Annotated in this window: 27 protein-coding genes; 15 read left to right on the top strand and 12 right to left on the bottom strand. The window is 69.3% G+C overall.

From position 1 onward, the window contains the following. Positions 1-37 precede the first annotated feature (37 nt). The 3 genes from AC1RVY_RS03505 to AC1RVY_RS03495 all read left to right on the top strand — a co-directional run bounded on the left by AC1RVY_RS03505 (position 38) and on the right by AC1RVY_RS03495 (position 2,430). Positions 38-1,276 (top strand): PLP-dependent transferase, encoded by a 1,239-nt coding sequence (locus tag AC1RVY_RS03505; RefSeq protein ID WP_492805315.1) that lies wholly within the window; start codon positions 38-40, stop codon positions 1,274-1,276. 73 nt (positions 1,277-1,349) lie between these two features. Further along, a complete protein-coding gene (locus AC1RVY_RS03500) occupies positions 1,350-2,189 on the top strand; it encodes a DUF2189 domain-containing protein (protein ID WP_492245311.1) in 840 nt (279 codons plus the stop codon). Between the two features lie 49 nt (positions 2,190-2,238). Continuing rightward, positions 2,239-2,430, top strand: coding sequence for a hypothetical protein (locus AC1RVY_RS03495; RefSeq protein ID WP_218295150.1), 192 nt, complete (start codon positions 2,239-2,241; stop codon positions 2,428-2,430). 15 nt (positions 2,431-2,445) lie between these two features. Here AC1RVY_RS03495 and AC1RVY_RS03490 read toward each other — a convergent pair whose 3' ends face one another. Next, positions 2,446-3,126, bottom strand: coding sequence for an arylesterase (locus tag AC1RVY_RS03490; RefSeq protein WP_492805312.1), 681 nt, complete (start codon positions 3,124-3,126; stop codon positions 2,446-2,448). A gap of 15 nt (positions 3,127-3,141) precedes the next feature. Between AC1RVY_RS03490 and AC1RVY_RS03485 the strand changes: the two genes are divergently transcribed. From AC1RVY_RS03485 to AC1RVY_RS03470, 4 genes are all read left to right on the top strand, one after another. Then, a complete protein-coding gene (locus AC1RVY_RS03485) occupies positions 3,142-3,855 on the top strand; it encodes an ABC transporter ATP-binding protein (protein WP_218295148.1) in 714 nt (237 codons plus the stop codon). Between the two features lie 90 nt (positions 3,856-3,945). Next, a complete protein-coding gene (gene rlmB, locus AC1RVY_RS03480) occupies positions 3,946-4,692 on the top strand; it encodes a 23S rRNA (guanosine(2251)-2'-O)-methyltransferase RlmB (protein ID WP_218295147.1) in 747 nt (248 codons plus the stop codon). 34 nt (positions 4,693-4,726) lie between these two features. After that, positions 4,727-5,458, top strand: a complete 732-nt coding sequence (locus AC1RVY_RS03475; RefSeq protein WP_492805310.1) for an SIR2 family NAD-dependent protein deacylase — start codon at positions 4,727-4,729, stop codon at positions 5,456-5,458. Between the two features lie 136 nt (positions 5,459-5,594). Beyond that, on the top strand, positions 5,595-6,761 hold the full coding sequence (locus tag AC1RVY_RS03470; protein ID WP_369642382.1) for an ABC transporter substrate-binding protein: 1,167 nt from the start codon (positions 5,595-5,597) through the stop codon (positions 6,759-6,761). Between the two features lie 90 nt (positions 6,762-6,851). Here AC1RVY_RS03470 and AC1RVY_RS03465 read toward each other — a convergent pair whose 3' ends face one another. The 4 genes from AC1RVY_RS03465 to AC1RVY_RS03450 all read right to left on the bottom strand — a co-directional run bounded on the left by AC1RVY_RS03465 (position 6,852) and on the right by AC1RVY_RS03450 (position 9,460). After that, complete coding sequence (locus tag AC1RVY_RS03465) at positions 6,852-7,472, bottom strand: chromate transporter (RefSeq protein WP_218338674.1); 621 nt, start codon at positions 7,470-7,472, stop codon at positions 6,852-6,854. Next, the gene (locus AC1RVY_RS03460) at positions 7,469-8,068 is read right to left on the bottom strand and encodes a chromate transporter (protein WP_218295143.1); all 600 of its coding nucleotides are present in this window, start codon (positions 8,066-8,068) and stop codon (positions 7,469-7,471) included. The genes AC1RVY_RS03465 and AC1RVY_RS03460 overlap by 4 nt, the downstream gene beginning before the upstream one ends. Positions 8,069-8,307: 239 nt before the next feature. Continuing rightward, positions 8,308-8,592, bottom strand: coding sequence for a 7(1) septoil knot domain-containing protein (locus AC1RVY_RS03455; protein ID WP_492805308.1), 285 nt, complete (start codon positions 8,590-8,592; stop codon positions 8,308-8,310). Between the two features lie 235 nt (positions 8,593-8,827). Further along, positions 8,828-9,460 (bottom strand): hypothetical protein, encoded by a 633-nt coding sequence (locus tag AC1RVY_RS03450; RefSeq protein WP_492805306.1) that lies wholly within the window; start codon positions 9,458-9,460, stop codon positions 8,828-8,830. A gap of 217 nt (positions 9,461-9,677) precedes the next feature. On the opposite strand from AC1RVY_RS03450, the gene AC1RVY_RS03445 reads away from it, so the two are divergent. After that, positions 9,678-10,997 (top strand): cation:proton antiporter, encoded by a 1,320-nt coding sequence (locus AC1RVY_RS03445; protein ID WP_218295140.1) that lies wholly within the window; start codon positions 9,678-9,680, stop codon positions 10,995-10,997. A 94-nt stretch (positions 10,998-11,091) separates the two neighbouring features. Here AC1RVY_RS03445 and AC1RVY_RS03440 read toward each other — a convergent pair whose 3' ends face one another. From AC1RVY_RS03440 to AC1RVY_RS03430, 3 genes are all read right to left on the bottom strand, one after another. After that, positions 11,092-12,141, bottom strand: a complete 1,050-nt coding sequence (locus AC1RVY_RS03440; protein ID WP_492805305.1) for a phytanoyl-CoA dioxygenase family protein — start codon at positions 12,139-12,141, stop codon at positions 11,092-11,094. 95 nt (positions 12,142-12,236) lie between these two features. After that, a complete protein-coding gene (locus AC1RVY_RS03435; protein WP_492805303.1) occupies positions 12,237-13,556 on the bottom strand; it encodes a type II toxin-antitoxin system HipA family toxin in 1,320 nt (439 codons plus the stop codon). A gap of 46 nt (positions 13,557-13,602) precedes the next feature. Beyond that, positions 13,603-13,911, bottom strand: coding sequence for a helix-turn-helix domain-containing protein (locus AC1RVY_RS03430; RefSeq protein ID WP_492805301.1), 309 nt, complete (start codon positions 13,909-13,911; stop codon positions 13,603-13,605). Positions 13,912-14,004: 93 nt separating this feature from the next. On the opposite strand from AC1RVY_RS03430, the gene AC1RVY_RS03425 reads away from it, so the two are divergent. The 3 genes from AC1RVY_RS03425 (at position 14,005) to AC1RVY_RS03415 (ending at position 17,385) form a co-directional block, all read left to right on the top strand. Continuing rightward, on the top strand, positions 14,005-14,526 hold the full coding sequence (locus AC1RVY_RS03425) for a P-loop NTPase family protein (RefSeq protein ID WP_255594663.1): 522 nt from the start codon (positions 14,005-14,007) through the stop codon (positions 14,524-14,526). A gap of 132 nt (positions 14,527-14,658) precedes the next feature. After that, complete coding sequence (locus tag AC1RVY_RS03420; RefSeq protein WP_492805300.1) at positions 14,659-16,218, top strand: amidase; 1,560 nt, start codon at positions 14,659-14,661, stop codon at positions 16,216-16,218. A gap of 21 nt (positions 16,219-16,239) precedes the next feature. Beyond that, a complete protein-coding gene (locus AC1RVY_RS03415) occupies positions 16,240-17,385 on the top strand; it encodes an NAD(P)/FAD-dependent oxidoreductase (protein WP_492805298.1) in 1,146 nt (381 codons plus the stop codon). Between the two features lie 31 nt (positions 17,386-17,416). On the opposite strand, the gene AC1RVY_RS03410 is transcribed toward AC1RVY_RS03415, so the two are convergent. The 3 genes from AC1RVY_RS03410 to AC1RVY_RS03400 form a co-directional block, all read right to left on the bottom strand. Further along, complete coding sequence (locus AC1RVY_RS03410; RefSeq protein ID WP_218295135.1) at positions 17,417-17,632, bottom strand: YjfB family protein; 216 nt, start codon at positions 17,630-17,632, stop codon at positions 17,417-17,419. Between the two features lie 91 nt (positions 17,633-17,723). Then, the gene (locus AC1RVY_RS03405; protein ID WP_218295134.1) at positions 17,724-19,139 is read right to left on the bottom strand and encodes a dihydrolipoyl dehydrogenase; all 1,416 of its coding nucleotides are present in this window, start codon (positions 19,137-19,139) and stop codon (positions 17,724-17,726) included. A 156-nt stretch (positions 19,140-19,295) separates the two neighbouring features. Continuing rightward, on the bottom strand, positions 19,296-19,889 hold the full coding sequence (locus AC1RVY_RS03400; RefSeq protein ID WP_218338668.1) for an IMPACT family protein: 594 nt from the start codon (positions 19,887-19,889) through the stop codon (positions 19,296-19,298). A 207-nt stretch (positions 19,890-20,096) separates the two neighbouring features. Here AC1RVY_RS03400 and AC1RVY_RS03395 point away from each other — a divergent pair, with 207 nt between their 5' ends. From AC1RVY_RS03395 to AC1RVY_RS03380, 4 genes are all read left to right on the top strand, one after another. Further along, positions 20,097-20,294, top strand: a complete 198-nt coding sequence (locus AC1RVY_RS03395) for a hypothetical protein (RefSeq protein ID WP_218295132.1) — start codon at positions 20,097-20,099, stop codon at positions 20,292-20,294. A 183-nt stretch (positions 20,295-20,477) separates the two neighbouring features. Further along, a complete protein-coding gene (locus tag AC1RVY_RS03390; protein ID WP_218338666.1) occupies positions 20,478-21,053 on the top strand; it encodes a TetR/AcrR family transcriptional regulator in 576 nt (191 codons plus the stop codon). Further along, positions 21,050-21,400, top strand: a complete 351-nt coding sequence (locus tag AC1RVY_RS03385) for an SMR family transporter (RefSeq protein WP_218295130.1) — start codon at positions 21,050-21,052, stop codon at positions 21,398-21,400. The genes AC1RVY_RS03390 and AC1RVY_RS03385 overlap by 4 nt, the downstream gene beginning before the upstream one ends. Before the next feature lie 179 nt (positions 21,401-21,579). Continuing rightward, on the top strand, positions 21,580-22,188 hold the full coding sequence (locus tag AC1RVY_RS03380; protein WP_255590805.1) for a pentapeptide repeat-containing protein: 609 nt from the start codon (positions 21,580-21,582) through the stop codon (positions 22,186-22,188). A 33-nt stretch (positions 22,189-22,221) separates the two neighbouring features. On the opposite strand, the gene AC1RVY_RS03375 is transcribed toward AC1RVY_RS03380, so the two are convergent. After that, complete coding sequence (locus tag AC1RVY_RS03375; protein ID WP_255590804.1) at positions 22,222-23,196, bottom strand: bifunctional helix-turn-helix transcriptional regulator/GNAT family N-acetyltransferase; 975 nt, start codon at positions 23,194-23,196, stop codon at positions 22,222-22,224. Positions 23,197-23,201: the final 5 nt, after the last annotated feature.

The raw sequence follows: 23,201 nt of genomic DNA, 5'->3' as shown, positions 1-23,201 counted from the left end.
TACGCGCCGCCAGGGGTATCCCTGGCGGCGCGCTACCATGGCTGGCATGAAAGAGCACGACACCGATCCCGCCACCCGCATCGTCCACCACGGCTACGTGCCACCCAGCGGGTTCGCGGCCCCGCAGCCGGGGGTCTACAAGGCATCCACCGTCATCTTTCCCAACGTGGCGGCCATGCGCTCGCGCGAGTGGAAGGACAAGAGCGGCTATACCTACGGGCTGCACGGCACGCCCACCACCTTCATCCTCGAAGAGCGCCTGTGCACGCTGGAAGGGGGCCTGCAGTGCGTGCTGGTGCCCAGCGGCCTGGCGGCCATCGCCAACGTGGGGCTGGCCTTGCTCAAGCCGGGCGATGAGGTGCTGATACCCGACAACGCCTACGGTCCCGGCAAGGATTTCGCCCACGGCGAACTCGCGCGTTTCGGCGTTTCCCATGGGCTGTACGACCCGCTGGACCCCGCCGACCTGGCGGCCCGCATCACGCCGGCCACGCGGCTGGTCTGGCTGGAGGCCCCGGGCTCGGTCACCATGGAGTTTCCGGATCTCTGCGAGCAGGTGCGCATCTGCCGTGCCCGTGGCGTGATCACCGCCCTGGACAACACCTGGGGGGCGGGCCTGGCGTTTGCGCCCTTCGATCTCAGCGGAGACGGCGGCCTGGGTGTGGACATCTCGGCCCATGCCCTCACCAAATACCCCAGTGGCGGCGGTGACGTGCTCATGGGCAGCGTGATCACGCGCGACCCGGGCCTGCACATGAAGATCAAGCTGACCCACATGCGGCTGGGCCTGGGAGTGGGCGGCAACGATGCCGAGGCCGTGCTGCGCGCCTTGCCCAGCATTGGCTTGCGCTACCGCGCCCATGACAGGGCGGCCCGCGGCCTGGCGCAGTGGATGCAGCAGCAGCCTGCCGTGGCCCAGGTCCTGCACCCGGCGCTGGCGGGGGCGCCTGGCCACGGCCACTGGAAGGCGCTGTGTGGTGCGGCCGACGGCGGCGAGGGCACGGCCGCCGGGTTGTTCAGCGTGATGATCCACGCGCGCCACACCCAGCAGCAGGTGGACGTGTTCTGCGACAGCCTCCGCCTGTTCAAGCTCGGCTACAGCTGGGGCGGGCCGATGAGCCTGGTGGTGCCTTACCACCTTGCCAGCATGCGCAGCCGTCCCACGGCGCATCTCCAGCCCGGCACGCTCGTGCGGTTTTCCATCGGGCTGGAAGCGGAGGAGGATCTTCGGCAGGACCTGCAGCAGGCCCTGGAGCGGGCCTTCCCGGAGGCCTGACCCTGGCCGGACGTGCCAGGGGGTGGTAGTTTCCGCAGTGGCGTGCAGGTGCCGGGGGGCTTAGTGTGGCGGCATGACTGCCACCTCTTCCAAGCCCGCCCCCGACGCGGCAGGCCCCGCGGGCTCCACGGCCGCCGACACCGGCGCCGCGCAGCAGGTCACCCTGCAGCGCCTTCGCCTGGCCGACCCGTTGCGCTGGCTCGCCAGGGGCCTGCGGGACGTGCGCGCCGCGCCCGGCATCGCCGTGTTCTACGGCACGTGCTTCTGGGCCATGGCGCTGGTGCTGGGCTGGGTCTTTCGCACCCGGCCGGAGTACACGATGTCCCTGGCCAGCGGCTGCCTGCTGCTGGGCCCTTTCCTGGCCATGGGGCTGTATGACACCAGCCGGCGGCGCGAGGCGGGGCTGGCGCCGGCATTGAGCGAGTCGCTCACCTGCTGGGACAGCCACATGGGCAGCATGGGCATGCTGGTGCTGGTCCTCGTGGTGCTCGAGCTGCTGTGGGGCCGTGCCTCGCTGGTGGTGTTCGCCGTGTTCTTCAACACCGGCATGCCATCGACCACGGGCGTGCTGCAGGCGGTCTTCAACCCGCAGAACTGGAGCTTCGTCGCGGTCTATGCCGTGGTCGGGGGCGTGTTCGCGGCACTGGTGTTCTCCACATCCGTCGTGTCCATCCCCATGATCCTCGACCGCGACACCGACGCCCTCACGGCCGGCATCACGAGCATGCGCGTGGTGGTGGAAAACACTGCCGTGATGCTGCTCTGGGGGGCGATCATTACCGCCGCGGTGGCCGTTTCGCTCTGGTTCTGGGGCATTGGGCTGCTTCTGGCGGGCCCTGTCCTGGGACATGCCAGCTGGCATGCGTACCGTGCATCAGTAACCCCACTGCGGCCCGCTGCGGCATGTGCCTGAAAAAAGACCATGCTGTTACAGTGAGCCTCTACTTCAGGAAGCAACTACCTTGGCAACACCCAACTACGGATACGAAAAACGCCAGCGCGAACTCGCCAAAAAGAAAAAAAAGGAAGAGAAGCTGAGGGCCAAAACACAGCGCCGGCCCGATGACCCGCAGGGGGACCAGCCCTCGGATGGCCAGCCGGCCGAGGGCGCGGATGCCCCTGCCGGTCAGCCCGCGGATTCCACCGGCGCCTGAGGCGCCGGGCCCATTTCAGCGCAGCAATTTCCTGAGTTCCGGCCATACGTTGGCCAGCATCTGCGGATGCGCCTCGGCGCGTGGGTGGATGCGGTCCGGCTGGAACAGGCGGGTCGGGTCCGCCCCGTCCGCCACGCCCTTCAGGAAGAAGGGGACCACGGCGGCCTTCTGGGCCTGCGCGACCGTGGCGAACAGGCCCGCAAACCGGTTCGCGTAGTCGGCGCCATAGTTGGGCGGCACCTGCATCCCCACCAACAGCACCCTGGCGCCGGCCTTTTGCGCCGCCTGCGTCATCCACGTCAGGTTCTCTTCGGTATTCTTGAGCGGCAGCCCGCGCAGGGCATCGTTGCCGCCCAGTTCAATCACCACATGGCTGGGCTTGTGCTGCGCCAGCAGCGCTGCCAGCCGCGAGCGCCCGCCCGCGGTGGTCTCCCCGCTCACGCTGGCGTTGACCACGGTGGCCGCCAGCTTGTCCTGGGCGAGCTGCTTTTCCAGCAGGGCCACCCAGCCCGTGCCGCGCGCCAGCCCGTACTCGGCGCTCAGGGAGTCTCCCAGCACGAGGATGAGGGGAGGGCGAGGCGGCGTGGCCGCGGCTTTCGCGCTGGCCTGGGCCCAGGCGGCGGGGGCGCAAGCCCCCACCACGGCGCCGGTGGCGGCGCTCAGGATAAAGTGGCGCCGATGCAGATCTCGAATCAAAGTAAAGAGCCTTTCATGTCCGAATCCCTCTCATCGCCCGTGGCATCGGCCACGGCGCCGTCCGCGGCACCCATTATTGCCGTGGAGCATGTCTTCAAGTCGGTGACGGATTCCACCGGAACGCTCGACATTCTGCGGGATATCGATTTCCGCCTGGCCTCCAGGGAAACTGCAGCCATCGTGGGGGCTTCGGGATCGGGCAAGAGCACCTTGCTGTCCATCATCGCGGGGCTGGACACCCCCACGCGGGGCACCGTGCGCCTGGACGGGCACGACCTCTTTGCCATCGACGAGGATGCGCGCGCCGCGCTGCGCGCCCAGAAGGTGGGCTTCGTGTTCCAGAGCTTTCAGCTCATGGGCAACCTCACCGCGCTGGAGAACGTGATGCTGCCGCTGGAGCTGGCCAACCGGCGCGATGCGCGCAAGGCCGCCGCCGACATGCTGGCCCGCGTGGGCCTGGGGCAGCGCCTCGCGCACTACCCCAAGGTGCTGTCGGGTGGCGAGCAGCAGCGCGTGGCGCTGGCGCGTGCCTTCGTGGTGCAGCCGGCGGTGCTGCTGGCCGACGAGCCCACGGGCAGCCTGGACTTCGCCACCGGCGAGACGATCATGAAGCTCATGTTCGACCTCAACCGCGAACAGGGCACGACCCTGGTGCTGGTCACGCACGACCGGGCCATCGCCGACCAGTGCGAGCGGCGCATCACCATCGAGGCCGGGCGGGTCGTTTGAGTTCAAGTGCTGTTTGCACTAAAGCGCAAGCAGTGCAAGCGCCTGCAGCTATAAAAATGATAGCTATGACGTGCAACGGATAATCACGCCATGTCCAGCCCCAAAGTTCTCTTCGGCTTTCACGCCGTGGGCGTGCGTCTGAAGACCGCGCCGAAATCCATCATCGAGATTTACTACGAAGCCACGCGGCGCGACGCCCGCATGCGCCAGTTTCTCGACCGTGCCCGCGAAGCCGGTGCCCGCCTGATCGAGGCCGACAGCGTGCGCATCGCCAAGCTGGCCGGCAGCCACGGCCACCAGGGCGTGGCCGCGCGGGTGGAGCCCGTGGCCCAGGTCACCTCGCTGGATGAGCTGCTGGAGAACCTGGAAGCCGCCGGCATCGAGCAGCCTTTGCTGCTGGTGCTCGACGGCGTGACCGACCCGCACAACCTGGGCGCCTGCCTGCGCGTGGCCGATGGCGCGGGCGCGCATGCCGTCATCGCCCCCAAGGACCATGCCGTGGGCATCAACGCCACGGTGGCCAAGGTGGCCAGCGGCGCGGCCGAGACCATGCCGTACTTCATGGTCACCAATCTGGCGCGCACGCTGGGCGAGCTCAAGGAGCGCAACATCTGGTGCATCGGCACCAGCGACGATGCGCCCAAGACGGTCTACCAGGTGGACCTGAAAGGCCCCGTGGCCCTGGTGCTGGGCGCCGAGGGCGATGGCATGCGCCAGCTCACGCGCAAGACCTGCGACGAACTGGTGAGCATTCCCATGAAGGGCGCGGTCGAGAGCCTGAACGTGTCGGTGGCCAGCGGCGTGTGCCTGTATGAGGCGCTCCGTCAACGCTCCTGATTCCTGCGCCGGCCCGGACGACGCAGGAGGGGCCTTGCAGGACACCGTGAAGGACTGGGTGCGGCAGGCCCGCCACATCGCCGTGCTGACCGGGGCGGGCGTGAGCGCGGAATCGGGGGTGCCCACCTTCCGTGACGCCCGGACGGGCTACTGGGCCCAGTTCCGCCCCGAGGACATGGCGACCGAGGAGGGCTTCCGCGCCCACCCCCAGCGCGTGTGGGACTGGTACCAGTACCGGCGCGATCTGCTGCAGGGAGTGGCGCCCAATGCGGGGCATTTTGCGCTGGCCGATTTTCAGCGCGGCGATCCTGGCCGCCTCACGCTCATCACCCAGAACGTCGATGGCCTGCACCAGCGTGCCGGCAGCGCCGGAGTGCTGTGCCTGCACGGCGACATCTTCCAGGACCGCTGGCTGGATATGCCGCGCAACTGCTGCCATGTCGATCACGCCGTGGCGGGCCGTCCGCCATATTGCGACCGCTGCGGCAACCTGCTGCGCCCCGGGGTGGTGTGGTTCGGGGAGGCCCTGCCGTATGCAACGCTCGAGGCCGCGCAGCACGCAGCCGGGCGTTGCGACCTGATGCTGGTCGTGGGCACGGCCGGTGCGGTCTACCCGGCGGCCGGCCTGGCGCACCAGGCGCGCGCGGCCGGTGCCCGGGTGGCGGTGCTCAACCCCGCGCCCAGCGAGCTGGATGGCGCCGCGCATGCGGTGCTGCGTGGCACCGCCGCCACGCTCCTGCCGCAACTGCTGCTGGCCCGCGGCTAGGGCGCAGGCAGGTTCTTTGCTGCGGGCCGGCGGCCGTGGTGTGACGTGATGCGCACAGCTGTCGCGAAGCTGACAAGTGAAACCCGCATCTGCCTGTAGCCTGCGCCACCTTTGCACTACTTTGGGGCGTATCGACATGAGCCGTAGACACTTTCTTTTGCGCGCCACCCAGGCCGTGGCTGCCACCGGCTTGCCCGCATGGGCCCAGACCGCCATGGCCGCAGAAGAAGCCCTGACCGCCCGGAGCGTCAACCTGGGCTGCTCCATCGCGCTGACCGGCCCGCTGGGCCAGGCAGGCATCGAGCAGGTGGCGGGCATGAAGGCGGCGTTTGCCGAAGTGAACAGCGCCGGCGGCGTGCACGGCCGCGAGATCCGCATGGAGATCAAGGACGACGGCTATGTGGCCAGCCGCACCCTGCAGAACGTGACCGGCATGGTCGAGGCGCAGTCGGTGTTCGCGCTGATCTCGCCGCTGGGCACGGCCAACACCGCGTCCATTCTTCCGCTCATCGAATCCAAGGGCATTCCCACCGTGGGGCCCGTCACGGGCGCCACTTCCCTGCGCATGCCCGAAAACCGCCATGTGTTCTTCCTGCGCCCCACGTACCGCGAAGAGACGCAGCGCCTGGTCAAGCAGATCGTGGACATGGGCCTCAAGCGCATTGCCGTGGTCTACCTGGACAACCCCTTTGGCAAGGAAGTGCTCAAGGACATGTCCAAGGTGCTCGACGAGATCAAGGTCGAGCGCGCGGGCGAGTTTGCCCTGGCCGTGGATGGCAAGAACGGCGCCGAGCTGGCCGACAAGGTGGCCGCCGAGCGCCCGGGCGCCGTGCTGCTGGCCACCACCGGCACGGCCAACACCGCGTTCGTGCAGGCCTTTCGCGCCAAGGCGCAGGGCGTGCCGCTGGCGGGCCTGTCGGTCACGGTGATCTCCTCCGAGCTGCCCAAGCTCGCGGCTTCCACGCGCGGCCTGGCGCTGGTGCAGGTGTTCCCGGATGCCAACTCGCAAAAGTCAGTGGTGGTGCGCAAGTTCCAGAGCAGCATGAAGGCCACGGGCGGCGATGCGGCGTTCCTGAACAGCGGCAGCGCGCTGGAAGGCTGGCTCAACGGCCAGATCATGATCGAGGGCCTGAAGAATGCCGGCAAGGACGTCACGCGTGAACGCCTGCGCTCGGGCCTGGCCAGCATCCGCTCGCTGTCGTTCGGCGACTTCAACGTGGGCTTTGGCAACAAGGCGCCCTACATCGGTTCGGACGCGATCTACCTGGCGGTGTACGCGGAGAACGGACGCCGCATCAGCTAGGCGACCAGCAGCGGCCCAGCCCCCGCTGGGCCAGCGGCCTCGCGGGGCCCGCGCCGCCGCCGGCCCCGTGCCCGGCCGGCGCGCTAGACCCTAGACCCAGCCCACGGCCCCCAGCACGGCGCCCGCGGCCAGCATCCACAGCAGGTGCAGCCTGGTGCGCCACACCAGCACCACGGTGACGGCGCTCAGCAGCCACAGGGGCCAGGCCGTGGCCGGGCCGCCATGGGCGCGCGCCAGCACCCAGGAGGTGGCCAGCAGCAGGCCGATGACCACCGGCGCCATGCCTTGCTTGAAGGCGCGCACGCCCCGGCGCTCGCGGTTGCGGTGCCCCCAGCGCGTGGCCAGCCAGGTGAGCAGGCTGCTGGGCAGCATCACGCCCAGCATGCACACCGCCATGCCCAGCGCGCCCAGCAGCCAGCCGGCCATGCCGGGGCCTCCGGCGTTGATGCCCACGTTCCATCCCAGCAGCGCGATGAACAGCACGTTGGGGCCGGGTGCGGCCTGGGCGATGGCGATGGAGGCGTTGAACTGCGGGTCGGTCAGCCAGGCCTGGCGCTCGACCAGGAAGCGGTGCATGTCGGGCGCGGTGGCGATGGCGCCGCCCACGGCCAGCAGCGACAGTGACATGTAGTACAGGAAGAGGTTGAACCAGTCGGCGGGGCCGAGCGCGAGCAGCGGGGCGGTCAATGCGGTGGAGGCGGACGTGTTCATGGCGCGAGCTTCCTCCAGGTGAGCAGGCAGGCCGCGCCGCCGACCACCGGCAGGATCCACAGCAGCGGCCAGCGCAGCACCACCATGGCCACGATGGTGAGCGCCACGAAGGCCACGCACAGCGGGCGGCCCAGGGGGTGTTTCTGGATGGAGGCGAAGAGCTTGATGCCCACCCCGGCGATCAGCCCCGCCGCCACGGCGCCCATGCCGCGCAGCGCGCCCGCCACGGCCGGGTGGCTGGAGAACTCGGCATAGACCACGGCCAGGGCCAGCACCAGGATCAGCGGAAAGGTCAGCATGCCCGCCAGCGCCGCGAGCGCGCCGCGCAGGCCGAAGTAGCGGTCGCCGATCATGATGCTGAGGTTGACCACGTTGGGGCCCGGCATGATCTGCGCCACCGCCCAGTCCTCGACGAATTCCTCGTTCGTCATCCAGCGTTTTTTCTCCACCAGTTCGCGCTGCACCACGGCCAGCACGCCGCCAAATCCCTGCAGGGCCAGCCAGGTGAAGGACCAGAACAGGTCGGCAGGGTTGCGCGGCTGTGGCCGGGGCGCGGGTTCGGGGGGCGGGGACGGCAGATCGGTGGCTGTGGCCATGGGGAAAATTTGGTCAAAATGGCCACTAGCGCTTTTGCAGCAAGCGCTGGCAGCTATCAAATCAGGAGTATTCGGGGTGCGCGGCCCGGCGCGCGGCGCCCAGGCGCCATGTTACGCGCGCCACGCCGCGCGCGCGGGGGGCGCAGGCCTCGCGTTGCGGCAAGGCTGGGCCTGCGATTCGCGTCGCCAGCACCGGGGCAGGGTGGCGTTGGGGCTGCGCCCTGGCCGCGCGCCGGGGCTCAGCCCAGCTTGCCGCGCAGCAGATGGTCCTTGTTGCGCCAGCCTGCCTGTTCGGGAGTGCCCACCTTGAACAGCTTCAGGTCCGCCTGGCTGGCGTGCTTGACCCGCAGGACCTTGAAGCTGGCCTGGTTCGCGTAGGCCACGAAGAACCAGATCGCATCGCCGCTGGCCTGCGTGGCATAGGCCACCTCGTGCCAGCACAGGTCGGCCAGGCTTTCGTGGGCGACCTCGCACACGCGCGCATCGGCCTGGTGCTCATACTTCACTTCCAGGATCTTGGCCATGGGCATCCTTTCTGGCGGTCAGGCGGTGAAGGTGGCTGTGCGCAAGGGAAGGCGCCGCGCCGCGCAACCACCGGCCCCGCCACCCGAGTATCCGGGCTTTGGGGGCGCTGCGGTGCGTGCCCTGCGGGTCTGTCGTATTTTTGGGCCGAAACCGCCCCGAGCGCTGGTTGGGTCGGCGTGCGACGCTATCATTTTGGAAGTTGCCGTGGAAATGCCCCCGGGCCTGGCCCGCCGCTCAGTCTTCCACCTGCGCGGATTCCACGAACACCAGCTCGCACGAATGCGCGCCCGAGTCCGACCGCGTGAGCGAGCTGGTCCAGCGCCAGCCGCTGGGGTGGGAGACCTCGACCAGCTTGCCCGTGATGCGGATGTACCCGCCCTTGCGTGCCTTCTTGAGCGCCCGTTCCACCGTGGGCGTGGCCGCGATCATGTGCATGTTGGCGGACGATTCGATGATCTCCTGCAGCGGGATGGGCGGCTGGTCGCGCCAGGAGTAGCGGTACCAGCGGTTGCCCTGGGTGATGCCCAGGGGCTCGTACACGGCCGGCTCCGCCATGCGCTTCCACCCCAGCGCCAGGTCCACGGGGGATAGCTCGGCTTCCTTGCCCGCGTAGTAGTCCTCGCGTGCCAGCACCCGTGCGCGCACCGCGAATGCCGCCAGCGGCTTGACCTGGTAGCCCCGGAACTCGAAAGGCGCCTCGCTGGTGGCGGCCTGCACCGGGCTGTCCGCGAACTGCTGCTGCTGCGTCACGGCGGCGGGCCCCAGGCTCTGCAGCCGCTGGTCGGCCCGGTGCACCCGCAGCTTCTCGATGGCGAAAAAGGCCACCGCCAGCGCGATGGCGATCTTGAGGAGCGTTGACAGGTTCATGCGCGGGCCGAAGAAGGGTTTGCGCGATTGTGAACAGGTTTCGGTACTGGCGGCATCCGCTGACAGCCGCAGGGGCCGTGCCCCGGCACAGCCTTGCCGGGGCACGGCCATACAGTGGCGTGATGAGCGTGCCATCTATTCGCCACCCAGCCCGGCCCCTGCCCCCGCGCGCCAGGGGCGCCCTGGCCGTGCGCCGGGGGTGTGGCGCGGTGTCTCCATGAGCGAAGCCCTGCTTGTCCCGCTGGGCTTCCTGCTGGTGGGCCTGCTGCTGGTGGTGATGACACTGACGAGTTCGCTGATCTCGCGCGTACCGCTCAGCTCGGCCATCCTTTACCTGGCCGTGGGCGTGGGCATCGGCCCCTGGGGGCTGGGCCTGCTGGTGCTGGACCCGCTGGGCGATGCGGCGCTGCTGGAGCGGCTCACCGAGATCGCCGTGCTGATTTCGCTCTTCACCGTGGGCCTGAAGCTGGAGCTGCCGCTGCGCGATGCGCGCTGGCGCATCCCGCTGCAGCTGGCCACGGTCTCCATGCTGCTGACGGTGGGGGCCATCGCGGCCGTGGGCGTGTGGCTGCTGCGGCTGCCGCTGGGGGTGTCGGTGCTGCTGGGGGCCATCCTCGCCCCGACCGACCCCGTGCTCGCGTCGGACGTGCAGGTGGCCGACCCCCAGGACCGCGACCGCCTGCGCTTTGGCCTGACGGGCGAGGGCGGGCTCAATGACGGCACCGCGTTTCCCCTGGTGATGCTCGGCCTCGGGCTGATGTCCCTGCATGACCTGGGCGAGGGGGGATGGCGCTGGTGGGCGGTGGACGTGCTCTGGGCCGTGGCGGGGGGCGTGGGCATCGGCTTCGCGCTGGGCGCGGTGGTGGGCCGGGCCATCCTGTACCTGCGCATGCGCCACCGCGAGATGCTGGGGCCGGACGAGTTCATGGTGCTGGGCCTCATCGCGCTGGCCTATGGCACGGCCCTGCTGTGCCATGCCTACGGGTTTCTGGCCGTCTTCGCCGCCGGGCTGGCGCTGCGGCGCGTGGCGGCGCAGCCCGCCGGCCCTGCGCCGACGTTGGCGGAGGTGGAGGGCGCCACGGAAGTCGGGCACATGGAGCCCGCGCAGGCGCCGGGCCACATGATGCAGGCGGTCGAGCGGTTCAACGCCCAGCTCGAGCGCATCGCCGAAGTCGCCGTGGTGCTGGTGGTGGGCGCCCTGCTCACCGTGGTGAACTTTGATGCCGAGGTGCTGTGGTTCGTCCCCCTGCTGCTGTTCGCCATCCGCCCCTTGGCGGTCTACGCCGGTTTGGTGGGGACCCGGGTGAAGCGCTCCCAGCGCCGCCTCATCGCGTGGTTTGGCATCCGCGGCATCGGCTCCGTGTACTACCTCATGTACGCCATCACGCACGGCCTGCACCCGGTGATCGCGCAGCGCCTGCTGGCGATCACGCTGGCGGTGGTGGTGGCCTCGGTGCTGCTGCACGGCATCTCGGTCACGCCGCTGATGCGGCGCTACGAGAAGCGCAAGGAGGCCAGGCGGGTGGCCGAGGACTGAAGGGCGCCGGCCGCCGGCCACGGTGGATGCCACCCAATGCCGCCGGATGGAGCGGCGCCTTGCCGGGACGCGCGGGGCGAAGGGGCGGGCGGTGTCAGATCCAGGTGGCGTGGCTGGGGACGTGGGCGGGGGCCATGTTGATGTACTGCACCAGGCGGGGCCGCGCGCCCCGGTTCGGGCTGGGGCCATGGGGCAGGGCCTGGTGCCAGATCACCAGGTCGCCCGCGTGGGCGCCGATGGGCGTGGCGCCCAGCGCGTGCAGGTCCTGCTGGCGCGGGTCGGCGCCGGCGGGCAGGTGCTCCAGCCAGCCGCCCACACGGCGGTGAAAACCCGGCACCAGGGTGAGGGCGCCCTGTTCGGGGGGCGTGTCGGTCAGGTACAGGATGCCCTGGGTGGCGAAGGGGATGGGCTGGTGCAGGCTCACATCCCAATGCATGCCCTGGCCGCCATAGGGGTAGCCCGCGCGTTCGGGTGGATTGAACCCGCAGCGGTCCGTGCTGCGCCACAGGTCCGCCGTGCCCCACAGCTGGGCAAAGGCCTTGTGGATGCGCAGGGAGCGCCGGTTGGCCTCGAAGGCGGGGTGCTGGAACAGCTGGACCATGGTGTTGCGCGGGGCGTGGGCATACCACGACGCCGTATCGGCGGGGTCGGCGCGCACCGCGTCCCACACGGCGTGCGCCGCGGCGGCGCTGTCGTGCGGCGGCACGGCAGCGCGCACCACCACGTAGCCATGCTCGTCCCAATGCGCAAGGTCCTCCGCATTCAGCACGGGCTCCATCGCGTCGATTCGGGCATGCAACTGCAAGGCCGCTTCGGGCGCCGGGCCGCCATCCACAAGGGCTTGAATCCGCGCCACGGTGGTTGCATCGGGCGCGCCCGCCGTGCGCACGATCCAGTCCTCGAAGGCGGCGAACTCCGGGGCCTCGCGCAGCACGTACTGCATGGTCTGCTCCAGCCCCACCCCCAGCGCGGCCAGCACGATCTGCGTGCGGTGGCCTTCCCCGTGGGAGCTCTGTGCCAGGCCCCTGCGGGCGGCCATCCAGCGGGCCCAGCAGCGCTTGAGGTGGGGGACCCGCAAGGCGCCCGTCTCCGTGTCTGGCGGCAGCTGGTGGGGCAGGGGCGTGGGGGCGGCAGCGGCGGACATGGAGGGGCAGGGGACAGGAGAATGGAAAGAGGGCACGGCCGATGGTGCACACGCGTGCCCGAGGGCGCCCTCACATTTTGCAACGTCGCCTGCTGTCAACGTGCCAGGGCCACGCCCCCGGCAAGCCGCTGGCTGACGGCGGCCCGCAGGGAATCGGGTGCATCCGCGATCAGGCGGGGCCATTGCTCCCGGGCCCGCGCCACCGTGTCGCGCAGGAGCGCCAGGTGGCGCGGTACGCGCAGCAGTCCGGCCGACTTCATGAGGCCTTCCATGTCGTCCCAGCTGAACGCGCGCAGCGCGCGGTCGATGGAGCGGTTCATCGCGTACTGGCCCTCGGGCACGCCCTCGAAGAACGCGGCCACGCACACCGGGTCGTACACCGGCGCCAGTTGCGGCACGCGCCCGTCGGGGTAGACCAGCGCCCAGTTCTTCAGGTGCGCATCGGTGTTGCCCATGAGGATGAACGCCACCATGCGCGCCAGGAACTCGCGTGTGTCTTGCACCGGCTGGCGGCTCAGGCGGTTGAGCACGCGCAGCATGGTGGACCAGTCCTGCAGGATGCCCTTGCCGTACTTTTGCCGCGGGGTGTAGCCCAGCACCTGGTTGAACTCCTCCATGTGCACGCGGGCGCCGCCGGGCAGGTGGTCAAAGCGCTGCACGGCCAATATCTCGTTGAAGGGCACGGTGCCCGGCAGGTCGGCCTCGGCGCGGGTGATGACGCGTGCATCGGCGCAGTGCAGGCCCAGCGCCTTGCACAGCTGGTAGCCGGCGAACTCGTTGGCCACCAGGTCGGGGTGCGCGGTGGTGGGCAGCTTGAGGATCACGCTGCCGGCCGCGCCCTGGCGGCGCACGGTGTAGCGGCGGCCGTCCAGCACCGCGCTGAACTTGGTGACCACGCCGGGCAGCGATGCGGCGTCTTCCACCGGGAACTCGACAAAGCCCGGCTCCAGCACGTCCAGCCCTTGCGTGGTGTGCCAGTGCCGCACCACGTCGGGGATGCCGTCTTGCGCGGGCACGGGCTCCACCTCCAGCGCGCCCATCAGGTCGTGGCCCGCGGCGGCCAGCAGTTCGAACTCGTCGTCGGGGCTGCAGCCGCGCTCGCGCGCCAGCCGCTCGCGGTTGTGGCCCTCGGGCAGCAGGTTCTGAAAATACACGGGCCAGCGCCCGTCGGTGCGCACCAGCCGTGCATCCCGCGCCGACGCCAGGATCTGCTGCGTGGCTGCCTCGTCGGCACCCTGAAAGCTGAGCGACAGGGTGGGGCGCTGCGGGTTGCGGATGTAGCTCTCGTCAAACGACACGCGCAGGATGTCGCCGTACTGCGAAAGGTAGCCAATCGCCTCGCGCCCGCCCGCCGCGCCGTCTGCCAGGGCGGGGCGGTGCAGGTACAGGCGCAGGTAGCGGATGGAGGTGCTCATGGGGCCGGGTATGCGCAGGCGCGTGCGGGTGTGGGCGCTGGCGGCCTCAGCCGGCGCGGCTCAGGCTGTCCACCACCGACGGCGGCGCGTCCACTCCCGCGGGCTGGCCCAGGAACTTGCCGCCCGACTGGATGAACGCCTCCAGGCTGGGCCGCAGGCTGCTGGGCACGGCAATGATGTCCATGCCCAGCACGCGGGCCATCTCGGCCAGGGTGGAGTAGCGCGGGTCCAGGTCGCCACCTTCGGTGCGCTGGACGGTCATGCGGGAGAGGCCCGCGCGCTCGGCGAGTTCGGCCTGGGTGAGCTTGCCGGCTTTGCGGGCGATGGCCAGGCTCTGAATGAGATAGTTGTTCATGATTATATTTATACTCTTTTATTTGAAAAAGATAAACATAGGCATCATTATCGCCATTGGTCTTGGCAAAAATACAGTTCAAGGAATCCACCATTGACCCAGCTGCTGCGAATCCATGTCACCGGTGCTTCAGGCTCTGGCACGTCCACGCTGAGCGCGGCCCTGGCCGCAGCGTTGAACGGGGCCCACCTCGACGCTGACGACTACTACTGGCTGCCCACCACGCCGCCGTTCACCAGCAGGCGGGACCCTACACAGCGCCTGGCCCTGCTCCTCGGCGACTTGCGCGCCAGCAAGGTGGCGGTGCTGGCCGGTTCCGTGGCCGGGTGGGGGCAGGAACTGGAAGACTGCTTTGACCTGATCGTGTTTCTCTACCTGGATGCTCCCGCGCGCCTCGCGCGCCTTCGCCACCGGGAGGCGCAGCGCTTTGGCCAGGCGAATCCTGCTTTCCTGGAATGGGCGGCTCAATACGATGACGGGGTGTTGCCAGGCAGAAGCCTGCAGAGGCAGCGGGACTGGCTCGCGGCACGGCGCGGTCCCCATATCGAACTGAGCTCGGACGCTCCCGTCCAGAATCTGGTGGCGGCTGTGATGAGGGCATTGCCCGGGTTCTGAAGCAACGGGTGGGGGCGCCCCCACCATGCCAAGATGGCGGCCGTGGGTTCGCGCCGTTTCACGCCCCGGCCAACACCGCCGCCAGCCGCACCAGCGGAAAAACCACAGAACGACGAAAGGGACACCAACGCCATGACCACTCCACACAACGCCCTGGTCGAGCTGACCGCCAATGAACTGCGCCACCGCATCGGCACGGGCGAGATCTCGCCCGTCGAGCTGCTCGACGCCTGCATGGCGCGCATCGAGGCCGTCAACCCGCATGTGAATGCCATCACCGCCACCTGCTACGACCGCGCCCGCGCCGAGGCCCAGGCCGCCGAGCAGGCGGTGCTGCGCGGCGAGCCGCTGGGCCTGCTGCACGGCCTGCCGCTGGGCGTGAAGGACCTGGAAGCCACGGCCGGGCTGCTGACCACCTATGGCTCGGAGATCTACTGCGGCAATATCCCGGCGGAGGACAACGTGCTGGTGGCGCGCCTGCGCGCGGCGGGCGCCATCGTCACCGGAAAGACCAACATCCCCGAGATGGGCGCCGGTGCCAACTCGCGCAACACCGTGTGGGGCGCCACCGGCAATCCGTTCAACCCCAACCTGAACGCCGGAGGCTCGTCGGGCGGCTCTGCCGCTGCGCTGGCGTGCGACATGCTGCCGGTGTGCACGGGGTCGGACACGGGCGGCTCGCTGCGCATTCCAGCTTCTATCTGTGGCGTGGTGGGCTTCCGGCCGTCGCCCGGCGTGGTGCCCAGCTCGCGCAAGCTGCTGGGCTGGACGCCGATTTCGGTGGTGGGCCCCATGGGCCGTACGGTAGAAGAGGCCTGCCTGCAACTGGCCGCCACGGCGGGTATGTCGGCGGGCGACCCGCTGAGCTACCCGCTGGACCCGATGAGTTTTTTGTTGCCCGAAGCGGTGGACCTGAGCCGCCTGCGCGTGGCGTACACCGAAGATCTTGGCGCCTGCGCCGTGGACAACGGCATCCGCGCCGTGTTCCGCCAGAAGGTGCAGGCCATGAAGCACCTGTTTGCCAGCTGCGATGCCATCGACATCGACCTGGGTGACGTGCACCGCTGCTTTGACGTGCTGCGCGCCGAAGCCTTTGTGGCCAGCACGCGCGAGGCCTATGAGCGCGACCCCACCAGCCTGGGCCCCAACACCCGCGCCAACTACGAGATGGGCGCGGCGATGACGTTGCTGGACAGCGCCTGGGCGCAGGCCGAGCAGACGCGCATCCTGGCGCGGTTCCAGAAGTTGTATGAGCAGTACGACGTGATCCTGGCGCCCACCACGCCCGTGTCGCCTTTTGCGTGGACGCAGCTGTTCGCCAGCCACATCAACGGCGAGCCGCAGGCCAACTACTACCGATGGCTGGCGCTGACCTATGTGACCACGTTGACCACGCACCCAGCGCTCAGTTTGCCGTGCGGGCTGGATGACGTGGGGATGCCGTTTGGTCTGCAGATCGTCGGGCGCTTTCGCGCCGACCGCCACACGCTGGGCGTGGGCCACGCGCTGGAGCAAGCCTTCAAGGGCATCGCCGGGCTTGCCCGCCCACGGCCTGACATCGCCAAGCTGATGCAAACAAACGCCGCGCCCACGCTGACCTCCATCGTGACCGGTGCGCCCGATCCGCGCGATGCGCGCAGCCTGCCGCGTGATGACCGTGCCACCTCGGCGGCGCAAGTGTCAGCGGTGTAATTCGAGCCAGGAGACAGAACCATGCAATCAGCGGACACCATCGTCATTGGCGCGGGCATCGCGGGCGCCTCGGTGGCGTGGCAGCTTGTACAGGAGCGCGTCGGGGGGCAGGGCGCCAGCGTGCTGCTGCTGGAGCGCGAATCGCAGCCCGGTTACCACACCACCGGCCGTTCGGCCGCGCTGTACATGGCTACCTACGGCACACCGAACATCCAGGCGCTGACGCGGGCGAGCCGCGCTTTTTACGACGCGCCGCCGCCAAAGTTCGGGTCGGACCCCATCCTCTCGCCCCGTGGCGTCGTCTACGTGGCTGGGCCGGACCAGCTCGACATGCTGAAACAGGCCTATGCAGAGGCCCATGCGATCTCGCCCAACGTGGAATGGGTGGAGCAGGCCGCACTGCTGGCCCAGCTGCCGTGCCTGAAGCCCGAAGCCGTGGCCGCAGGCATGAGCGAGCCCGAGGCGGCCGACATCGATGTGCACGCGCTGCACCAGGGCTACCTGCGTGGCCTGCGCCAGCGCGGCGGCCAGGTGCTGACGAATGCCGAGGTCACGGCCCTGCAGCGCGTTGGCGATAGCTGGAAGGTGACCCTGGCCGATGGCCGGGTGCTGCAGGCCAAAACCATTGTGAACGCCGCAGGCGCCTGGGCTGACGTGGTAGCGGGCCTGGCAGGCGTGCCGCCCATTGGCCTGGAGCCGCGCCGCCGCACCGCCTTCACCTTTGCCGTGCCCGAGGGCATGGATGCCACGCACTGGCCTGCGGTGATCGGCATCGACGAGAGTTTTTACTTCAAGCCCGATGCGGGCCAGCTGCTGGGCTCGCCGGCCAACGCGGACCCTACGCACCCGCACGACGTGGTGCCCGAAGAACTGGACGTGGCCACGGGGATTTATCACATCGAGGAAAAAACTACCTTCCAGATCCGCCGCCCCTCCCACACCTGGGCGGGCCTGCGCTCGTTCGTGCCCGATGGCGACATGGTGATTGGCTGGGACAACCATGTACCCGGCTTTTTCTGGCTGGCGGGGCAGGGCGGGTATGGGATTCAGAGCGCGGCGGGCGCCTCGTTGCTGGCGCGGCAGCTGCTGCGCGGCGAGCCACTGGCGGAAGAACTGGTGCGCGAGGGGGTGGCGCCGCAAGGGCTGTCGCCTGCACGGCTGCGATAGCTGCGCGTCTGCTTTTTGGCCGAAGGGGGCCTCAGGCGAACGTGTTGACCTGGGTACCCAGCGTGCCGGACGTGGCCAGCCCTGGCTGGGGCATGGATTGCTGCATGGCATCCAGCAGCGTGGCCGCTGACGTGGCCTGCATGTCCAGCGCCTTCTTCAGCACCACCATGTTCAGCGCATCGGACGTCTTGGCACTGGCCAGCGCGGTGGCGGTGTTGACGATGCTGTTGGTGAGGGCGACGTCCATGGTGATTCCTTGGGGTGATGGATTCATATCGGCATGCGTGCGGCAGGCTTGAGGGTTTTTACATATCCGGGCCCGCCTGGGGTTGCCATTCTCACTCCAGCGCCGCCGCCCCAATGGCTCCGCACGCCGCCAGGTCGGACGCGCGAACCCCGGGCAACTGCCGTGCTGCGTCCCGAAGCGCCGTGCGCAAGCCTTCCTCCAGCGTGGGGTGGTAGAACGGCATGCCCAGCAGGTCGTGCACCGTCAGTTTCTGCTGAATGGCCAATGCAAGCAGGTGGGCCATGTGTTCGCCCTGGGGCGCGCACATCTCGGCGCCCTGCAGACGGCCGGTGGCCCGGTCGGCGTGCAGGCAGATGCGCCCATGGTTGTGCTGGGCTGCCCGGGCCCGGCCCTGGTCGTCGAAGCTGGCCGTGCCCGTGATGGTGTGGACAGGGTCCATGTCGGCAAGGCGCTGGCCCACCATCGCGACGTTGGGATCGCAGAACACGATGGCCAGCGGGGTGCGGCGCTGAAAGCGCGCAGGTGTCTCCGCCAGGGCATTCATCCCGGCGATATGGCCTTCGTCGGCCGCCTCGTGCAGCAGCGGCACGTGGGCGTTCGCGTCCCCGGCCAGGAACACGGGCAGGCTGCCGATCTGCTGGGTCCGTGCATCCACCGTGGGCATGCCATGCTTGTCCAGCAGCACATCCAGGGTGTCCAGGCCCAGGTGCTCGATATTGGGTACGCGGCCCATGGCAGCGACGACCTGGTCCACCACCACGCGGTGGGAGCCGCTGCGCACTTCGATGCCGCCGGGCACTTCCCGCAGTTCGGCCGGGGCCCCGGCGTGCAGCACCATGTCCTTCTTGAGCAGCGCTGTCAGTTCGGCGTTGAGCGCCGGGTCGCTCAGGCCCGCCAGTGTGTCGCCGGTGGTGAAGGCGGCCACCTGCAGCCCGAGCCGGGCCAGCGCCTGGGAGATCTCCACGCCGATGGGGCCCATGCCAATCACGGCGATGCGGGGGCCGAGGCTGGGCTGCTCGAACAGGGTGTCGGTGGTGAGCATGCGGTCGCCAAACGCCAGCCATTCGTCCGGCACGCTCGGGCGCGAGCCGGTGGCGATGATGATGCTGCGCGTGGCATGGCGGGTGCCGTCGATGTCCACCGCGTGCGGGCCGGCCAGCGACGCGCGCCCGGATACCTGGGCGCTGCCCAGCCCGCTGGTGGCCTTCAGAACGCCCGCCACGAAATCATCGCGCAGGGCGCGCACGCGCCGCAGCACGGCCGGTATGTCGGCGGTCAGGGCCTGTGCGCCCCGCAGGCCGAATTCCTCGAATGCGTGGCGGCGGTGAAAGGCGTTGGCCGCCTCGATCAGTGCCTTGGAGGGCATGCAGCCTACCCGCGCGCAGGTGGTGCCCCAGGGCCCTTCGTTGACGATCAGGTAGCGGTCCGTGCGTTTGCGCACCTCGCGCAGGGCGGCCAGGCCGGCTGTGCCTGCGCCAATGATGATGGTGTCGAGCGGTTGGCTCATGGGTGGTTCCTTGGGAGCCCTGCAAACCCTGAGTGTCGCGGCCCGGCCGCGCGGCGCTTGTAGGCGCAAAGGCCTTTGTTGGTTCCCCCTGCCCGGGCAGCGCGGCGTGGCCGGCGAAGCCCTTGCCCTCGCGGCAGCCCCGAAAGGTGCCGTCGTTCAGGCCGCCGGCTCGGTCCAGCCCACGCGGCCCTGGCCGCAGTCGTTGATGCGCTGCACGAAGGCCGCGGCCCGCGCTTCGGGCAGGCGCAGCTGCACGGTGACCAGGCTGCCATGCCGCACCTCTGACAGTTCGGCCCCGGCCAGGTCGATTTCGCGGCGCAGCAGGCCTTCCAGGGCGTAGGGCACCAGGCACTGCAGGGTTTTCATGCGCTGCAGCGTGACCTTGGGGGCGGTGAGCAGTGCCTGCGCCACCGTGTCGGTGTAGGCGCGCACGAGGCCGCCCGCTCCCAGCTTCACGCCGCCAAAGTAGCGCACCACCGTGGCCAGCACCCCCTCCAGGTCCTGGTGGCGCAGCACGTCGAGCATGGGCCGCCCGGCCGTGCCCCCGGGTTCGCCGTCATCCACCGCCGCCGACTGGCCGCCCGCCAGCAGGGCCCAGCAGATGTGCGCGGCACCAGGGTGCTGCTTCCACAGCGCATCCACCGCGGCCTGCGCGCTGGCGCGGTCGGCCATGGGCTGCACGCAGCCGATGAACCGGCTTTTCTTGATGACAAGTTCGCTGTGCGCGGGCGCGGCCAGAGTGTGGGGCATGGGGCGCAGAGTGTAAGGGGGCGGCCCGTGTGTGAAAAAAGTCACAGCCCAGGGCCGCGGGAAGGGGTACGCCCGCGTGAAACGCCCGCGACCGTGTGTTCTGTCACACAGGAGTGCGGCGCGGATTCCTACACTGCGCATTGAAGCCCTGACTTACGCTGGCGCTCAGTTTTTTGCAGCGCCGAAGCCTTATAAAAAGGAACCGCCATGTTCGCCATCCCGTTCACCGCCCCGTCGCATGCCGCCTGGGGCCACCATCTTTTTGGCAGGTTCCTGTCGCGCTCGGCACCGCCCGCTGCTGGCGTGGCGGTCGCGCAGGCCATGCCTGCCGAGGCCGAAGCCGCGGTGGCGGAGGACGCGTTCCCGGATCTGGCGCAGCGGGTGCGTGAAGTCGGGGAATGGTAGCCAGGGCGACGGCGCTCGACGGGCGGCCCCGCCCTGTCCAGCACCCGGGCGCCTTCCTTCTTCCTGGGTAGCAATGCAGGGCCGTGCATGGCCACGGAAAGTCCCCACGGTTCCCTGCGGGCTTTCGTCGATATCGGCCTGGCTCCTCGGTACAATAAACAATCCATCTGGATGGTTTGTTGAATGACCGAAGCACATCGCCGCCAAAAACAGCCTGAACTGATCCGCAGCCAATTGCTGGCCGTGGTCCGGGAACTCCTGGTGCGGGAGGGCCCCCACGCCGTCACGCTCGATGCCGTGGCCCAGCGGGCCCACGTGACCAAGGGCGGGCTCCAGCACCACTACCGCAGCAAGCAGGCCCTGCTGGATGCGCTGTCGGACCAGCTCTTCGAGGAGTTTGAACAGTGTTTTGCGAAAGCGCTGGACCAGGAAGAGGACACGCCCGGGCGCCATGCGCGTGCCTACATCAGGACCTGCTTTGACAGCGGCTCGGACAGCCGCCAGGTGGAGACGCAGCGGGCGATCGGCCTGCTGGCCCTGACGTCCGCGCCGTGCCGCCAGCGGTGGCATGCCGCGATGGCGGCGGCACTGAAGGCCGACGGCGACGATCCCCACACGGCCAATGTGCTGCTGGCCTGCCGCCTGGCGGGAGACGGGTTCTGGTTCGCGCAGATGCTCGATGTCTATGCACTCGACCAGCCGCGCAAGGCCGCCATCCTGGACATCCTCCTGTCCCTGTGCCAAGGAGGCCGGCCATGACCTGGAGCACGTCCGCGGGCACCTATCTGATCCTGGGCGCCGCCATCTTGCTGGAAGTGCTAGGCACCACGGCACTGAAGGCCTCCGAGGGATTCACCCGGCTGGTGCCGAGCACGGTCACCGCGGTGGCCTACATGGCGTCGTTCTACCTGCTCTCGCTGGCGCTCAAGACGCTGCCGATGGGCATTGCCTATGCGGTCTGGTCCGGTGTGGGCATCGTGCTGATCTCCACCGTGGGCTGGGTGTACTACGGCCAGCGCCTGGATCTGCCGGCCGTGATCGGGTTGGGCCTGATCGTGGCGGGTGTCCTGGTGGTGAACCTGTTTTCCCACAGCGTGGGCCACTGAGCAGCCGCCAAGGCGGCCCGGCTTGCGGCCTCGCGGCATGTCCTATCCACCGATTCCCGTTTTTGTACCTGTTTCCCATGAACCTGCGACCTTCCCCGTCCGCCGGGCCTTTCTGCGTCACTGGCCAGACACCTTCGAGAGCGCAGCTGCAAGCGCTGCTGGCGGCAGGACATCCTGCCTTGCACTTTGAGCAATGCGACTTCGACGGGCTGGACCTGGCGGGCCTGCCGCTGCGCGGCGCCCAGTTCATTGGCTGTTCGTTCCTCGGGACCTCCCTGGACAAGGCGGATCTTGGCGGCACACGCTGGCTGGACTGCCGGGCAGGGCAGGCGCAGTTCCGCTTGGCGGACCTCACCGAGGCGCGCTTTCACCGCTGCGACCTGAACAACACCTCCTGGGACCGCGCCAACCTGGCCTCGGCACGGTTCGCCGAAGTCAAGCTCACCGGCGCGCATTTTCGCGAGGCCGGCACGCTGGGGCTGGGTTTTCACGATTCGCTGCTGGTGGGGGCCGACCTGCGCGGCGTCTCGTTTCGCAAGCAGACGGTGGAGCAGCTGGACCTGTCGGATGCCGATCTGGCCGGGTGCGATTTTCGGGATGCTGTGTTCGAAGGCGGAAGCCTGCGCGATGCGCACCTGAAGAACGCGCGCTTTGATGGCGCGGACCTGCGGTCGGTCGACCTGGGCGGGCTGCGCATCGCGCACCTGGCGCAGTCTTTCAAGGGCGCCATCATCTCGGCCGACCAGGCGGGGGTGCTGGTCAGCGAGCTGGGCATCCGGGTGGTGTGAAGCCGGCGAGGCGGCCGGATCGCCGGCGCTTTTCTACAGCCTGAGCTCCCAGGTTTCGCCCACGGCCTGCTGGCCGAAGCCCTCGTAGGGTTCCGACTTGACCAGCTTGAAGCCGCGTTTGGCGTAGATGCCACGCGCGGCCGTCAGGCAGCTATTGGTCCACAGCACCATTTTCCGGTAGCCCTTGGCCCGCGCGAACGCGATGCACTCGTCGGTCAGGCGGGCGCCCAGCCCCAGGCCGCGCGCCCGGGGCGACAGGATGAGCATCCGCAACTGGGCCGTGCTGGCGGACTTGCGCACCACGAACACGGCGCCCACGCGTTCGCCCTCCAGTTCGGCGATCCAGCACCGCTCCCAGCCCGGCTGGAACTTGCGCACGAACTGCGCGGCGATGTCCGCCACCAGTGCCTCGAAGCGGCTGTCCCAGCCGTACTCGCGCCAGTAGATTTCGCCATGCTGCTGCACCACCCAGCCGATGTCGCCGGGCACGGGGTCGCGCAGCACGGCCACCTTGGGCGCCGCCGCAGCGCCGCTGGCGGGCTCCAGCAAGGCCTCGATGCGTTGCATGGCGTCCACCAGTTCGTGCCGCCGGGCCGGCGGCAACGGGGCAAGCAGCGCGGCGGCTTCGTCGCGCGAGCGCTGCTGCAGCGGTTCGAACGCAGCGCGCCCGGCAGGGGTGAGCGTGAGCACGCTCTGGCGCGCATCACGGGCGCTGGCGCTGCGCAGGATCCAGCCCGCGCCTTCAAAACGCCGCAGGATCCGGCTCAGGTACCCGCCGTCCAGGCCCAGGTCCCGGGCCAGCTCGCTGGCGACCGGCGCGTCGCGGTGGGCCAGCTCGTACAGCACGCGCACGTCGGTCAGCGAGAGATCGCTGCCCAGGTACGGGTCCAGCACGCCCACGCGGCGGGTGAAGAAGCGATTGAACCTGCGCACGGCCTTCACGGCGTCGGCGGCGACGGGCGCGCTGCCTGCGGCTGCGCTGGCCTGGGAGGATGGATTCGTGCTCATATATG

It is taken from the genome of Acidovorax sp. GW821-FHT11A03 (assembly GCF_058809075.1).
Note: the sequence above shows the minus strand (reverse complement) of the source record. Positions and strands in the feature narration are given on the sequence as shown.